The organism is Desulfogranum mediterraneum DSM 13871, assembly GCF_000429965.1.
In the GTDB taxonomy this organism is placed as follows: Bacteria; Desulfobacterota; Desulfobulbia; order Desulfobulbales; family Desulfobulbaceae; genus Desulfogranum; species Desulfogranum mediterraneum.
On record NZ_AUCW01000021.1, the window covers coordinates 45,572 to 59,849 of the forward strand.

General features: G+C 58.4%; 16 protein-coding genes. 9 read left to right on the forward strand and 7 right to left on the reverse strand.

The genetic code is table 11. The features are described from left to right. Positions 1-9: 9 nt before the first annotated feature. The gene (locus G494_RS0111285) at positions 10-432 is read right to left on the reverse strand and encodes a hypothetical protein (RefSeq protein ID WP_028584628.1); all 423 of its coding nucleotides are present in this window, start codon (positions 430-432) and stop codon (positions 10-12) included. Between the two features lie 165 nt (positions 433-597). Next, positions 598-2,790: an alpha-glucan family phosphorylase gene (gene glgP / locus G494_RS0111290; RefSeq protein WP_051305617.1), complete on the reverse strand. Its 2,193-nt coding sequence runs from the start codon at positions 2,788-2,790 to the stop codon at positions 598-600. Positions 2,791-2,999: 209 nt separating this feature from the next. Between glgP and G494_RS0111295 the strand changes: the two genes are divergently transcribed. From G494_RS0111295 to rlmB, 7 genes are all read left to right on the forward strand, one after another. After that, complete coding sequence (locus G494_RS0111295) at positions 3,000-3,512, forward strand: OmpA family protein (protein ID WP_028584630.1); 513 nt, start codon at positions 3,000-3,002, stop codon at positions 3,510-3,512. A 139-nt stretch (positions 3,513-3,651) separates the two neighbouring features. After that, a complete protein-coding gene (locus G494_RS0111300; RefSeq protein WP_161629977.1) occupies positions 3,652-4,185 on the forward strand; it encodes an OmpH family outer membrane protein in 534 nt (177 codons plus the stop codon). A gap of 37 nt (positions 4,186-4,222) precedes the next feature. Further along, a complete protein-coding gene (gene rfaE1 / locus G494_RS23050) occupies positions 4,223-5,221 on the forward strand; it encodes a D-glycero-beta-D-manno-heptose-7-phosphate kinase (RefSeq protein WP_035246269.1) in 999 nt (332 codons plus the stop codon). A 78-nt stretch (positions 5,222-5,299) separates the two neighbouring features. Further along, the gene (locus G494_RS0111310; protein ID WP_232362539.1) at positions 5,300-6,166 is read left to right on the forward strand and encodes a YicC/YloC family endoribonuclease; all 867 of its coding nucleotides are present in this window, start codon (positions 5,300-5,302) and stop codon (positions 6,164-6,166) included. A 66-nt stretch (positions 6,167-6,232) separates the two neighbouring features. Continuing rightward, a complete protein-coding gene (locus tag G494_RS0111315) occupies positions 6,233-6,541 on the forward strand; it encodes a DUF370 domain-containing protein (RefSeq protein ID WP_028584633.1) in 309 nt (102 codons plus the stop codon). Next, positions 6,534-7,145: a guanylate kinase gene (gmk, locus tag G494_RS0111320; RefSeq protein WP_028584634.1), complete on the forward strand. Its 612-nt coding sequence runs from the start codon at positions 6,534-6,536 to the stop codon at positions 7,143-7,145. The genes G494_RS0111315 and gmk overlap by 8 nt, the downstream gene beginning before the upstream one ends. A gap of 89 nt (positions 7,146-7,234) precedes the next feature. Further along, on the forward strand, positions 7,235-8,053 hold the full coding sequence (gene rlmB / locus G494_RS0111325) for a 23S rRNA (guanosine(2251)-2'-O)-methyltransferase RlmB (protein ID WP_153305847.1): 819 nt from the start codon (positions 7,235-7,237) through the stop codon (positions 8,051-8,053). 143 nt (positions 8,054-8,196) lie between these two features. On the opposite strand, the gene rpsA is transcribed toward rlmB, so the two are convergent. The 5 genes from rpsA to G494_RS23060 all read right to left on the reverse strand — a co-directional run bounded on the left by rpsA (position 8,197) and on the right by G494_RS23060 (position 12,156). Beyond that, entirely contained in the window at positions 8,197-9,357 is a 1,161-nt protein-coding gene (rpsA, locus tag G494_RS0111330; RefSeq protein WP_028584636.1) for a 30S ribosomal protein S1, read from the reverse strand. Between the two features lie 25 nt (positions 9,358-9,382). Further along, entirely contained in the window at positions 9,383-9,964 is a 582-nt protein-coding gene (locus G494_RS23055; RefSeq protein WP_084456706.1) for a YfcE family phosphodiesterase, read from the reverse strand. Between the two features lie 170 nt (positions 9,965-10,134). Further along, the gene (locus G494_RS0111340; RefSeq protein ID WP_028584637.1) at positions 10,135-10,851 is read right to left on the reverse strand and encodes a LolA family protein; all 717 of its coding nucleotides are present in this window, start codon (positions 10,849-10,851) and stop codon (positions 10,135-10,137) included. Continuing rightward, positions 10,844-11,632, reverse strand: a complete 789-nt coding sequence (gene murI / locus G494_RS0111345) for a glutamate racemase (RefSeq protein WP_028584638.1) — start codon at positions 11,630-11,632, stop codon at positions 10,844-10,846. The genes G494_RS0111340 and murI overlap by 8 nt, the downstream gene beginning before the upstream one ends. 86 nt (positions 11,633-11,718) lie before the next feature. Beyond that, entirely contained in the window at positions 11,719-12,156 is a 438-nt protein-coding gene (locus G494_RS23060; protein WP_035246272.1) for a MucR family transcriptional regulator, read from the reverse strand. Positions 12,157-13,192: 1,036 nt separating this feature from the next. Between G494_RS23060 and G494_RS0111365 the strand changes: the two genes are divergently transcribed. After that, positions 13,193-13,486, forward strand: coding sequence for an FmdB family zinc ribbon protein (locus G494_RS0111365; protein WP_028584640.1), 294 nt, complete (start codon positions 13,193-13,195; stop codon positions 13,484-13,486). A gap of 88 nt (positions 13,487-13,574) precedes the next feature. After that, positions 13,575-14,228 (forward strand): DUF2959 domain-containing protein, encoded by a 654-nt coding sequence (locus G494_RS0111370; RefSeq protein WP_028584641.1) that lies wholly within the window; start codon positions 13,575-13,577, stop codon positions 14,226-14,228. The last annotated feature ends 50 nt before the right edge of the window (positions 14,229-14,278 follow it).

Here is a 14,278-nt window from a genome sequence, read left to right on the forward strand (position 1 = left end):
GGTCCGGGTTCACTTGGGTCGGAGCGCACTGAGGATCGAGTCCACCGCACGGTAGACATCCAGATCATCGCCGAAAATATCCTGAATATTGCTGTGTTCCAACAGATCTTCAATCACATACTGGGTGATAAAGAGGCTGATGATATTGGGGTCCTGGGTCAGGTTGCGGATCGGGGCAATCTTGTAGCGCATTTCAAACTCTTCCATATCACCCATGGCGCAGAGCTGCTGCTCAATGCTCTCCTGGATCGCGCTGGCAGAGTTGGTCTCAATGATATGCTGGTCAATCAGCCGTTGGACCAGGGAGACAGCGAGTTCTCGACTGTTCTCCCGGGCCTTCTTGAGCATGACCTGACGCTCTCGTTCCCGTTTTCGATCGATGGCATCTATGGTCTTGTTGGTTGAGTTGCTTGGGTTGATATGGCGGGCCATGATCATCTACTCCTTAGGGTTCAGCTGATGGTTCAGCCAGAAATCGTGTGGATACTACCTGCAGCAAGGGGGAGGCGCCTGATCCGGGGCGCCAAGAGCTGGTGACCTGGATCGATGCTGCCTGCCGCTTTCCTTAAGCTGCACAGAAAGCGGCTCCCTGTCGGTTTAACCGAGGTCACTTTGGTAGAGTTTGCGAAATTGGGCAATCTTTGCCGAGGTGGCCCGATCGAGGTGCAGGTCATAGGCCATGATATATTCGGCGGTCATACGATGGGTGTTAAAGATGGGGACATTGAGCTTGAGGTTGTTCACCGCCTTGGCCAAAAATGATTCAGGTCGGTGGTAAAAGGCCTCAAGGATCAGTGGCAGCTGTCGGTAGAATGAGGCAGAGTCTTCGTTGTAGAGCAGGGTAGAGGGATCCTCGCTCAGGTCGGCCTCATCAACCGGTCCGTCATAGCCGAACTTCCAGCCTGTCTGGCCCCCATGGTAGCCCTCAACCCACCAGCCGTCCAGGACGCTGATGTTGGGCACCCCATTCATGGCGGCCTTCATGCCGCTGGTGCCGCTCGCCTCCAGGGGGCGTTTGGGGCTGTTGAGCCAGGAGTGGACCCCTGCAACCATCAGCTTGGCAATGCTCATGTCATAGTCCGGGATAAAGATCAGTTTGCCCAGGCCATTGCTGTGCCGGAAGAGGGCTTCCTGGCAGTCGAGGAGGAGCTTGAGCACGGACTTGCCGGGTTCGTCCTCAGGATGGGCCTTGCCGGCAAAGAGGAAGTTGACCGGCCAGTTATTTTCAACGAGGATCCTGGCCAGGGCAGGGATATCATCAAAGATGAGATCGGCCCGTTTATAGGTGGAGAAGCGTCGGGCAAAACCGATGGTAAAGACCTCGGCCTCGAGCCGGGTGGGGGCGGAGAGCCGGGAGAGATAGTTGGGGGGATCGATCCAGGTCTCCGACATCTGGGCCCGGTGGCGGTCGAGCATCTGGTTGGTGTACTCAATCAAGCGGAGGTTATCCTGCTGCCAGGCCTCTTTGAGGCCGGAGGTCAGCTCCGGGTAGTCATCAATGGCCAGGCTGGAGAAACAGCCGGGGTTCTCCCGCCAGGATTTCAGGGAGGGAATCCGGTCGAACAGTTCGGCCCGCTGGTCACTGATCCAGGTCAGGTGATGGACCCCGTTGGTGATGGCCTTGATCTTGTCGGTAAAGGCTGGAAACTGTTTCCTGGTCACGTCCCGATGGAGTCGGCTGACGCTGTTGATGCTCCGATTGAGGCGCATGGCCATGGCCGTGAAGTTGTACTCATGGTGGTGCTCATCGTCATGGGCCACCAGGTTGAGGATCCGCTGGAAGGCGGCATGGCTGATGGAGGAGTACATCTCTCGGGAAAAACGATCATGGCCGGCCTTGACCGGGGTGTGGATGGTGTAGACGATCTTCTGGGAAACCCGGCTGGCGGCAGCCAGGATATCACGGTCGGTCATCAGCTCTGCATAGTTCTCCCCCAGGGTGGTGGCCAGTTCCTGTAAGATCAGGTGCAGGGTGGCGGTCACGCCGTGCTGCTCGTTGAGGTGAATGGTCTGGGAGCTGATGCCCAGGGCGGAGAGCAGAGGGAGAACGCTGCTGCCGAGCATCCGCCGCTGGTTGGCTTTGACGTAGTCGGACTTGGCGTTGTAGAGTTGTTGGGCCGCCTCGCCGACCCACTGGGGTGCATCGGCCAGGTTATAGTCCAGGAGAAACTCGGGGGTGAAGTAGTCAAGTCCTTCTGCGATCTCCATCTTCATCCAGACCTGGGCCTTGCAGAGCAGCGGCTGTTGGCCACCGTTGAAAAAGGGGATCTCGATTTCCAGCGGCTCTTCGGGATGGTCCGGCTGATGGAGGCGGAACAGGGTCGGGGTCGCTTCAGGGGTCCAGCTGGTCGCGTGGTCGATCTGGCCGACCTTGGAGTCAACGACCTGGGAGAAGTAGCCGCCGCGATAGAGCAGGCTGACCCCCACCACCGGCAGGTGCATGTCGGCAAAGCTCTTCAGGGTGTCGCCGGCCAGGACTCCGAGGCCGCCGCTGTAGTTGGGGATTTTACGCGGCCCGTTGAGATAGCGCTCCAGCAGCTGGTTGAGTGGCGCCTGCTTGCTGGTGGTGACCTGATGGCTGAGCAGGTAGTTGCGTACCGGGTGGAACACATCGGGATCAGCGCCGATCTCCATGGAGACATAGGCCACGGAGTTGCCTTCCGGAGCAGTGATCTGCTTCCAGACCCTGTCAAAGGTGGTTTGGCTTACGCCGAAGAAGGTGCCGAATTGATTGCCGCAGACCAGCTCTGCTGCCGGTTCAGAGGAGGGGGGCGATTGTTGTCTGTTCACGTAGGTTTTTGCAAGGTCCTCAAAGGTGAAAAAAGTTGTTTGCCCAGAATGTAGAAAGGCTGCTATGGTTTTGCAAGTGAAATCGTTTTCCAGGTGAATTCCTTTTCTGGGAAAAAAGGGTTGTATTCCTTCACCGGTTGAGTAAAATCGACCGATTAGAATATCTACTGTTGCGAATTCATGAATTATCTAAGACCTGGGAGAGTGTGATGCGCATCGATAAAACGTTATATCTGGTTGTTGTTATGATGTTGTTGACCGGATTTGGGCTCACCGGCTGTGGCAAGAAGGGGGCGGATGTGTCAGCAGAAATCACCGCCAGCGAAGGCCTGGGGCCGGAAGAATCTCTGGAGACCACGGCCACGGAGATCATGGAGGGACGTACCTCTGGTCCCATGCTGCCGATATACTTCGGCTTTGATCAATCCTCGGTCAACGATGAGCAGGCTCGCCGCCTGGAAGGAAATGCCGCCTTTTTAAAGGATGAGGCTGGCCTGAAGATCCGGGTCGAAGGCAACTGTGATCCGCGGGGAACCCGTGAGTATAACCTGGCTCTGGGTGAGCGCAGGGCCCTGAGCACCAAGCAGTACCTGGTGAATCTGGGCATCGATCCGGAACGGCTGAGTACCATCAGCTGGGGCGAAGAGAAACTGCTGCTCTTTGGTCATGATGAGATTTCGTGGACCCAGAATCGGCGAGCGGATTTTGTTATCGTCAAGTAGTTGATCCAGGAAAGCTGAGCGTAGCTGATAACCGGGCAGGGGTATCCCTGTCCGGTTTTGTTGTTTCCATCTTTTTAATATGGAGAAGTTTCCCGAAGCGGTATCGGCAAACTCCCAAGTAACCCTAAAGGAGATCACTGTGAAAATTCAAACACGTATTGCCTCTCTTATCTGTGGAGTACTTTTTTTCGGAGCCATGGCTTCAGGCGGCAGTGGGGTCCAGGCTGCTGAGGTGAAGATCGGGGTCATCAACATGCAGAAGGTCCTGGCTGGTTCTGATGCCGGTAAAAAGGCCCAGGCCACTGTCTCCAAGAAGATGAAAGAGCTCCAGGCCGGCTTTAAGAAGGATGAACAGGCTCTGCTGGCCCTGCAGAAGGAGATCGAAAAGAAGAGCTCTGCCTGGAGTGATGAGATGAAGCAGGAGAAGGCCATTGATTTTCAGAAGATGCGGCGTGACCTGGGGGTAAAGCAGGAGGATGCCAACCTTGAATTGAAAAAACTGCGGGAACAGGAGGTTGGTCCTATTATCAATAAACTGCAGGGTGTGGTGCAGGAGGTAGCTCAGGAGCAGGGCTATACCCTGATCATTCCCCATAACGTGGTCCTCTTTGCCACCGATAAGATCGATCTGACCGCGACGGTTACCACGGCCCTGAATAAGGCCATGAAGTAGAGCCGCTCGCCGGCAGATCACCTTTGTACGGATATCTATGTCAACACACTCTTTACACGATCTAGTGGCCCGCTTCTCCGGGAAGCGGGTCCTGGTGATCGGCGACATTATCGTCGATCACTTTGTCTGGGGTTCGGTCACCAGGATCTCTCCTGAGGCGCCGGTACCGGTGGTCAATGTCAACCAGGAGGAGTTGCTCCTGGGCGGCAGCGCCAATGTGCTCAGGAACCTGATCTCTCTGGGCGGCGGCGGCTCGCTCTCCGGCCTGATCGGTTCCGACGCCATGGGGCGCCAGATCATCGAGCTGGTGGATGAGCTTGGCGCCTCTTCAGCCGGTATTGTCTGCGGCAGGCGACCAACCACCGTTAAGACCAGGGTGATTGCCCAGGGACAGCAGGTGGTCCGCTTTGACCGGGAACAGACCGGAGAACCTTCTGCTGAGACCTTTGCTGCCCTGGTGGCCTACCTGGAAGAGCATCTCCAGAGTTTTGATGCGGTCATGGTCTCTGATTATGCCAAGGGCGTGATCAACGATCAGTTCATGGTCCAGCTCCGTCGGCTTTTGGCACGTTGCGAGGCTGAAACAGGGAAGAAACTCCCCCTGATCGTCGACCCCAAGCCTTCGAACATGCATTGCTTTGTCGGAGCCACCGTGATCACGCCCAATCATCTGGAGGCGACGCAGATGAGCGGTATTCAGATCCACGACGAGCATACCCTGCTGGCCGCTGCCCATCAGATCCTGGAAGATATCGGTTGTGAGGCGGTCCTGATCACCCGGGGGGAGGCCGGGATGGCCTTGCTCCAGAGCGGTCAGCCCATGATCACCATCCCCACCATGGCCAAGGAGGTCTACGATGTGACCGGTGCCGGTGATACCGTGGCCGCCACCATGGCCCTGGGGTTGGCTGCGGGCTGCTCCATGGAGCAGGCCGCTGAGCTGGCCAACCATGCCGCCGGTATCGTGGTGGGCAAGGTGGGGACCGCCTGCGTCAATGGTGCCGAACTGCTGGAGACCCTGCCGCCTGCCTGCTGAGCCGCCGCCCTGCCCGGAGGCAGGGCGCTGGAAAATTTTTTTACTGGAGCGAAAATACAAACTATGTGCCCACGAAGTATGACCGGATTTGGCCGGGGAGAAGCCTCGATCGACGGCAGAACCTGGACCGCAGAGATCAAAACGGTCAACCACCGTTTTCTAGATCAGAAGGTAACGATCCACCGGACCTTTGCAGGCTTTGAGGAAGCGGTCAAGAAGCGGGTGGCCCTGGTCCTGGACCGGGGCCGGGTTGAATCCAGTTTCACCGTCCAGGGGGCCCTCAGCGGAGGGCCGCAGCTGGTCGTGAATGAGGAGCTGGCAGCCCAGTACCACAGCTGCCTCCAACAGCTGGTGGAGGAGTATCAGTTGAACGGAGGGATCAGCCTTGCACACATGCTCAACGAGCGTGATCTCATCGTTCGGGAGGAGCAGCATCCGGACATGGATGCAGAGTGGGAGCTGATCAGCGCGGCCCTTGATCAGGCCCTGGGCGAGTGTGAGCGGATGCGGGAGCAGGAGGGTGCCGCCCTCAGGACAGACCTGCTGGCCCGGTTGGAGGGCTTTGAGCAGATTATCGCCGCCATTGCCGCCGAAGCTCCCCAGGTACTGGCCGCTCGGCATGCCGACCTCAAGGCCAAGCTGGAACAGCTCCTGGCCGGCGTCAATCTCGATGCGTCCCGGCTGGCCCAGGAAGCCGCCGTCATGGCCGATAAGAGCGATATCACCGAAGAGTTGGTCCGCCTCGGCAGCCATATCGAGCAGTTCCGGGCCTTCCTGGACAGTGATGAGCCCATAGGCCGGCGGCTTGATTTCCTGCTCCAGGAATTTCTCCGCGAGGTCAACACCCTGGCCTCAAAGATCACCAACGCCTCCATCGGTCATCTCGGCGTGGAGATGAAAAATGAGATCGAAAAACTGCGGGAGCAGGTGCAGAATCTGGAGTGATCCTGGGCCGGCCGCAGGTCGGTGCAGTGCGCTTAAGGGGCAAGCTCTTCAGAGGACAACAGGGGAATGGACGGCAACAGACTGGTAAACATAGGATTTGGTAATTCGGTGAAGGTCAGCCGCATCCTGGCCGTGGTCAACCCGGGTTCTTCGCCCATCCGCAAGCTCAAGGAAGACGCCCGCACCGAAAAGAGGCTGATCGATGTGACCGAAGGGCGACGGACCAGGGCCATCATTATCCTGGATTCCGGCCACCTGGTCCTCTCTTCGGTGCAGCCGGAGACCATTAACCAGCGTCTGGCCGCCCTGGATGAGGAACAGAAAAACCCCAGCGTTCTGCTCGAACGCTATCAAAGGAGAAGCAGTGATGAGTAATGGCCTGCTGTTTGTGCTCTCGGCCCCGTCGGGCTGCGGTAAAACCACCATCGTCCGCCAGGTGATGGCGACCCTCCCAGGTCTGGCCTTTTCCGTCTCCCATACCACCCGGACTCCCCGGGCCGGAGAGGAGGACGGGGTCCACTATCATTTTGTGGAAGCCGCTGAGTTCCTTCGGATCAGAGACCTGGAACCTTCCGGCTTTCTGGAGTGGGCCGAGGTCCATGATAACTGTTACGGCACCAGTAAGGCCGAGGTGGAACGGATTCAGAGCGGCGGCAACGATGTCATCCTGGATATAGACGTCCAGGGAGCGGCCCAGGTCATGGAGCAGGCCACCCCAGTGACCGTCTTTATTGCCCCGCCCTCCCTCTCGGAGCTGGAGCGCCGCCTCCGCCAACGGGGTACGGAAGATGAGGCCACCATCCAGCTGCGCCTGGAAAACGCCGGTGAAGAGATGGAGCACGCCGGACTCTATGACTATTTGATCGTCAATGACGACTTGGCTGAGGCCGTGGAAAGCCTGCGCAGCATCATCATCGCTGAGCGCTGCCGCCACCGGCGGACGCTCTCCGGGGGTGCTGTGGTTCTGCTCGGCCCCTGAGATGCAGCTGGCCGGGAAAGAGGCCAGGGTAGGCTCAGCCTCCCTGCTCGCTCCAGGCCGCTTCAAGAAGGACAAAAGGTGATGATGCTGTGGTGAAACAGACGATGAAAAAGAGCGAGAAGACCGATCGGAGAGAGAGGGCCGAGGAAGAGGCCAGTGATCTCATCTGGGGGATCAATGCCGTGTCCGAGGCCCTGGGGCAACAGGCCAAGGCAATAAGTGAAGTTTTGGTCCTCAAGGGCAAGGCAGGGCCACGGATCCAGCAGATTGTGGATGGGGCCAGGACCCAGGGGGTCAGGCTCCGTTTTGTGGAGCAGAATCGCCTGGGGGTGCCGAGAAACTGTCATCACCAGGGGGTGGTGGCCCGACTGGCTGCTACCGCTCTCTCCAGCCTGGAGGAGCTGCTGGCCGCGGTGGGCGGCGACTCCGAATCCGGAGCCAGGCCTGCCAGGATCCTTGTGCTCGACTCTATCCAGGATCCTCGCAACCTGGGTTCTATCCTACGTTCCGCCCTGGCCGCCGGCTTTGCTCACATCATCCTCACCCGAGAGCGGAGTGCGCCGGTCACCGGCACCGTAGCCAGGACTTCCGCCGGGGCGGTCTCCCACCTGCAACTCTGTCAGGTGGTTAACCTGGTGGATGCCCTTCAGAAACTCAAGGACCAGGGCTTCTGGATCTACGGAGGGGTCGCCGAGAGTGAGCAGGCGCTCTCCATGTACAGTGTGGACTTTTCCGGGCCGATCTGTCTGGTGGTGGGCAGCGAGGGCAAGGGGATCAGGCCCCTGGTCCGCAAGCAGTGTGATCAGCTGGTCACCATACCCATGGAGGGCGGTTTCAATTCCCTCAACGCCTCGGTGGCTGCAGCCCTGTTGATGTTTGAGGTCCAGCGCCAGGCCCTCTCCCGCTAGTTTCTCGGTCCGCAGCTGGGGCGCAAGCCCTCCCGGGTAGTCCTGGAAAGAGGCAGCGTAAAGCCAAAGAGCCCTGTCCTCTTGAAGAGGACAGGGCTCTTTTTTTTTGCTCACAGGCAGACGCTGTGCGCTGCTGTGGGCCCTTATTTCTTCTTGTTGATCTGTGCCTTAAGCAGGTCGCCCAGGGTACCCATGGATTTGGGGGTGGAGTCTGCCGGCGGTGGAGTGTAGCGCTCCTCGCGCTGCTCCTTCTCCGTATAGTCTGCCGGGACCAGTGAGATCCGTTGCTGATCCTGGTCGATGGCATCGATCTTGATCGTCAACTCCTGGCCGGCTTCCAGCACCTCCCGGGGATGATTGATCCTCCGTCCGGAACCCAACTTGGAGATGTGGAGCAGGCCGTCGATGCCGGGCTCCAGGGTGATGAAGGCGCCAAAGTCCGCCAGCCTGGAGACCCTGCCCAGATGGGTGGAACCGAGCGGATATTTTTCGCCCACCTCATCCCAGGGGTTGGCCAGGGCCGCCCGTAGGCTCAGGGAGATCTTGTCGCTCTCCCAGTCCAGCCGTTTGACCATGACTTCCACCTCCTGACCCAGCTGGACCACATCCTCCACCTTGTCGGTCTGGCCCCAGGCCAGTTCGGAGATGGGGATCAGGCCGTCTACACCGCCGATGTCGACAAAGGCGCCAAAGTCGCGGATGGAGGTGACGGTCCCGTTGACGGTCATGCCCTCTTCCAGGGTCTCTACCAGCTTCTCCCGCTCCAGGGCCCGCTGTTCTTCCAGAATGGCCCGGGCGGAAAGGATGATGTTCTTGCCGCGGTTTCCAAATTCGATGATCTTGAAGGAGAGGGTCTGCTCCAGGTAGAGCTCAGGCTCGTCCACCCGGCGGATACCCATCTGGGAGTAGGGACAGAAGCCGCGCTGGCCGGCGACCTGTACCGAGAAACCACCCTTGACCTCTCCGGTGACCTTGCCCTCCACAGGGATCCCTGCATGAAAGGCATTTTCCAACTCCTCTGCCGAGGCCTGACCGGAACCGATCTTGGTGGTAAAGACCATTTCGCCCCCCCTGGCAGAGAGCAGGAAGACCTCGATGGTATCGCCGACCGCATGGGGGATTTCTCCCTCATCGTTGCGGAGTTCTCCGCTGTTGAGGATGCCTTCACTTTTGACGCCGACATCGAGGAAGATGGACTCTCCGTTGATGGCGGCGATCACCGCTTGGACCCGGTCACCTGGTTTCAGGGATGGGCGTGTCACGGCTTTGGCCTGGAATAGGTCGGTAAATTTTTCGTCACTCATGGTCTTTTGTTGGCTGGTAAAGGTGTTAAAGGTTAACCAGGTTGGAACCTGGAGTATGGGTGGTATGGAGATAGGTGGTGGAGGAGGCAAACTCCTCCTCGAAATCCATGGGCCTGCCCACGGTGAGGCGGCGAACGGAAAAATCCAGGCTGTCAAAGAGGATGAAGCCGGGAGCAGCATCCTTGCCCAGGAGGTCACCGGGATTGACCACCAAGCAGTCGCCGATCTCTTGCACTGCCGCGATATGATCGTGCCCGCAGCAGACCAGATCGAACTCTCCGCTGCGGGCAAGGGCATGGGCCTTTTCCGGGTAGTGATGAAAACCGATCCGGAGCCCGTCCAGCCGGCAGCAGCCCTGGGTGCCATGGTGGGTGAAGGTGCCTGCCGAGGCGGCGCAGCGCGTCTTGATCAGTTGAAGGTCGCCCTGGTTGTTGCCGGAGATCAGGTGAATCGGGCCCTGGAAGGCCTGAAGGTGTCCCAGCATGAAGGGGGAGATCAGGTCGCCGCAGTGGATCAGGCAGCCTGCGCCGGCCTGATTGGCGAGTTGAACTGCCCGCCTGAGATGAACGATCTGGTCATGGCTGTCGGAAAGAATGGCTATGAGCATGGCAGGTAGCGGAAATAGTGATCAGCAGAGGACCAGGCGGTGAGGACCTGAAGGGAGATTGTGAGAGGCTGTTGAACAACCGGATTCAGGTTCAATCTTTACTCTGCTTCGTGGTTTGGGGCAACCCCTTTCTTCGGCCTGGCGTGGAAGCCGGGGGGACGGCCACCGGGCTATTGGCGGATGATCTCGGTTCCCGGCGCAAGTTCCAGGTCAAGCAGGGCCTCGAGCTGTTTGCCGTCACCGGGGGTGACCTGGTCCAGGGTGATCCCGGAGAGGTCCAGGGTGGTGATTGCGCCGAAGTGATCTTCCATGCTCAGCCTCTGGATCAGCTGATCCGCTCCAAACCAGATCTGGAGGCGCTGGAGTTGGGCGTGGGGTTTTCGGGGGGTCAGGAGCAGGGTCGTCAGGGTGGCCCCTGCCTCTGGGCTGTGCTCTTCAGGGGAGGCAACGGCGAAGCTCTCCAGGAGATCGGTTCTGCCGGAGAAGAGGGCCAGGGTGATGTCCGGGTTGCGCCGGTCGGTGGAGGTGATGAGCAGCTGGTTGTCTGCCCGGCTATAGATGGAGAGCTGGTCACCGGTGTTGAGGATACTCTGCTGGTTGGGCTCCAGGTAATCCCAGCGCATGATGGTGGTCGGAGGGTTAGCGCCCGGCTCAGCTGGTGCTTGCCGGTAGAGGATAGCCCGGCCACGACCGGAACGGATACGGCCGCTGGTGGTGGTCTGCTGGGAAAAGTCAAAGCCGATGCTGCTGAGCTGTTGGTAGCGTTCCTGGATCTTGCGGAGCTGAAGCTCGCCCGGGCTGAGTTGATCCTGACCGCTCCAGAGCAGGCCGGGACAGAGGAGGGCCAGGGCTAGGAGGGCCAGACAGGCAGAACAGAGCTTAGACATCTACTTTCTCCAGGTGAACAGTGCGGCCAAAGATGGCATTGGCCAGGGAGGCGGTCGGCTCGGGCAGGTCGGAGACAAAGAAGCGACTTTCCTGTCCAGGCGCACGGAGGGAGCGTTCCAGTTCCGGGTTCCGGCCGAGGAAGTGGCGCAGGGCCAGGGCCGTCTCTATGGAGGAGTCGATGACCTCCACCCGTTTGCCCATGCGCGGCTCGATCAGAGGTCGAAGCAGCGGGTAATGGGTACAGCCGAGAATGAGGGTATCCACCTGCCTCTCCCGCAGGGGGCGGAGGTATTTCTTGACGATCATCTTGGTCTCCCTCCGTTTGAGCCAGCCCTCTTCAACCAGAGGGACCAGCAGAGGACAGGCCTGGGAGTGGACGGTGTAGTCGGGCTGGTGGGCATGGATCCGTTCCTGGTAGATGCCGGAGCGGATGGTTGCCCTGGTGCCGATGACCCCGATGTTGCCGCTGCGGCTCTTGGCCAGTGCCTGGCTGACGGCAGGCTTGATCACGTCAAGAACCGGACAGGAAAGCTCTCGGCGCAGGGTAGGGCCGGCGGTGCTTGCCGCAGAGTTACAGGCAATGACGATCAGGCTGGCTCCCTGGTCAATCAGGAAACGGGTGTTGTGCCGGGCGTAATCGAGCAGCGCCTCCGGACTCTTGGAGCCATAGGGCGTGCGGAGGAGGTCGCCGAAGTAGAGGACCGGATAGTCGGGACAGAGTCGTTCGATGGCACGGGTAACGGTCATTCCGCCGAGGCCGGAGTCAAAAATACCAATCATGTGATCAGGCTGAAAAAACGCTTGGGATTGAGGGCAGGAAGATCGCCGCTGCGCTCCTGCAGAGGCAGCGGCGATGGCTGGGCGGGTTACTTGGTTTTTTTCTTGGTGCGTGCTTCGATGGCCTTGCGCAGGTTGTCCGGCAAACCGCGTTCTTTGCCGGATTTGGAACGACGCTCGGACAGGGATTTTGCACAGAGGGGCTGACGGGCGGAGAAACCGTATTTTTTGCGGTACTCCTTGCTGGTCAGGTCGTGGGACTTCAAGTGTTTTGGAGAGAGCATCTTGAATTCCTGGCCGCATTCCAGGCAGATCACCTTGTTCCTTTGGATGGACTTTTTCGGCTCCATCACAGGGCCGGCTTCTTCTGCAGGGCTCTCTGCACCGACGACCTCCATCTCCTGGAGGGACTTCAGGGTCTGGAAGGTGTCGTTGAGTGCCTCTTTGATGTCATCGGTACTCATCTCTTTGCTACTGATCTGGGACTGTATGATTTCAGCAGTCATCTCAACAAGTGACTTGCTCATTGCTTGCTCCTATTTGATAAATATTGGTTGGTAAAGAATAGTAGATGCGATTTAATAGGCACAACAATAGGACAGGTCTGGCCATGATGCAATTTTTTTCTGTAATATTGGGGAAAATATTTTTCCTGATGTCCCGCTTAGGCGAGTTGTTTGGAGATAACTCTATGGAATTCAGTGCAAAGAGGACAGGGCTTCTGGAAAAATCATTGGAGAGCCAGCACTCTTTTGAAAAGGCCGGGCAAACTGTCTGATGGTTTAGCTTCCGGGACGGTGCGTCTGTTTTTCTGTCCCTTTGACCAGGGAAAAACGTCGCCGGAATAGCTCCTTGGGGTGTTGGAGTCCCTCCTGAAACCAAAAAACAGCTTGCTGCTGCCGTTCGCCTGCCCGGAGAGTGTTTTTTGAGGAGGCTGCAGGAGAAGATCTGCGGGCAGAGGGGCTTGAGCCCGAGGGGGGCACGGGCGCACGGACTTCGGGCTGCCTGCTCGCAGGCGAGGAGAGGGGGCGCGGTCCAGGCCTGGATAGAGGGAGCTGCGGTCTGATGCACTGGTTCTCACTGGTTCTTATAGGAGAAGTAATGGAGCTTTCCCGGGTACACCGCCTTGCTCCAGTATTGATCAGTACACAGGGGACTTTGCTTTTTTTGGGAGGTGCATCTGCTGTCCAGGTTGACTTGAGTAGGCTCGGTCGTCCTGTAGGCCAGCTAGAAAATCGCCTGTTCTGCCAACTTCGGGCCTGCCCTCAAGATGACCTCTTCGGAAGAGCAAAGGTATGTCTGCGCCACAATGTATGGCGCGCCGTGACCTTGACGGAAAAGTCTCATTTTTCAAGCTACTCTGGAGAAGGGAGCTCTTTTTCCTTTTCCCAGACTGGCAGAGGCCCTGCTGAAGCGTTGGATTGTAGCCCCATCTGCCTGGAGGAAGACTTGAATCCGGGAAGATCAGGTTGACAGGGTAGTATGGAGACATTATTATCTGTGTGGTTTACAAGCGCTGTCAAGGCCATATACCTAAAATCTCTTTATTTTTGAGGAAGTACGATGCCTGTGTATGAATATGAGTGTGCGGGATGTGAAAAAGTTTTTGAAGTCCAGCAACGGATGGCTGATGGTCCCTTGGAGATCTGCCCCGAATGTGGCGGCCCAGTGAAAAAACTCATCTCCATGAGTTCCTTTCAGTTGAAGGGCGGCGGCTGGTATGCCGATGGCTACAGCACCACCTCAGGTGGGAACGGCAAAAAAAGCCCCTCGTCCTCCCCCTCCAGCCCGGCTCCATCTTCACCGCCCTGTCAGTCGGGCAGCGAAGCCTGTAAGAGTTGTCCTGCCGCCAACTAAGGCGATCTGAAATTCCTGTCCCCGGCCTGACCGAGGACCATGGCCCAGCTGTCTGTTATTGCAACGTCTCATCTTTCCGGAGAACCTCATGCCTCGCCTCGCTGTTGCCCCCCTGGTTGGAGCCCTGCTCCTGCTCACCCTTGCCGGCTGCTCTTCCACCTACTATTCGACTCTGGAGAAATTCGGCGTACATAAACGGGATGTGATGGTGGATCGGGTCAGTGAGGCCCGTGATGCCCAGGAGGAGGCCAAGGAGCAGTTTCAGAGTGCCTATGAGCAGTTTGCCAGCGTGGTCCAGGTGGATGGCGGCGATCTTGAAGAGCAGTACAAGGTCTTAAACAGCGCCTATGAGAAGAGTGAGGCCAGGGCAGCAGAAGTCCATGACCGGATCGGTGCGGTGGAGTCCGTTGCCCAGGCACTCTTTGAGGAGTGGGAGTCGGAGCTGGATCAGTATTCCAGCGCCAGCCTGCGCCGCGACAGCAAACAGAAGTTGAGCCAGACCCGTAAACAGTATCACCAGTTGATGGCGGCCATGCGTCGGGCCGAAGATAAGATTCAGCCTGTGCTGGTGGTCTTCCACGACCAGGTCCTCTACCTCAAACATAATCTCAATGCCCGGGCCATCGCCGCCCTGCAGGGGGAGATGCTTGGCCTGGAACGTGAGGTGGCCCAACTCCTGGCAGAGATGGAGGCCTCCATTCGTGAGGCTGATCAGTTTATCTCCCAACTCCATCAGGGCTGAACACCCCTTGCCGGGCTGCAGCGACGAGACCAGCGCTCTCCTCTGCATGC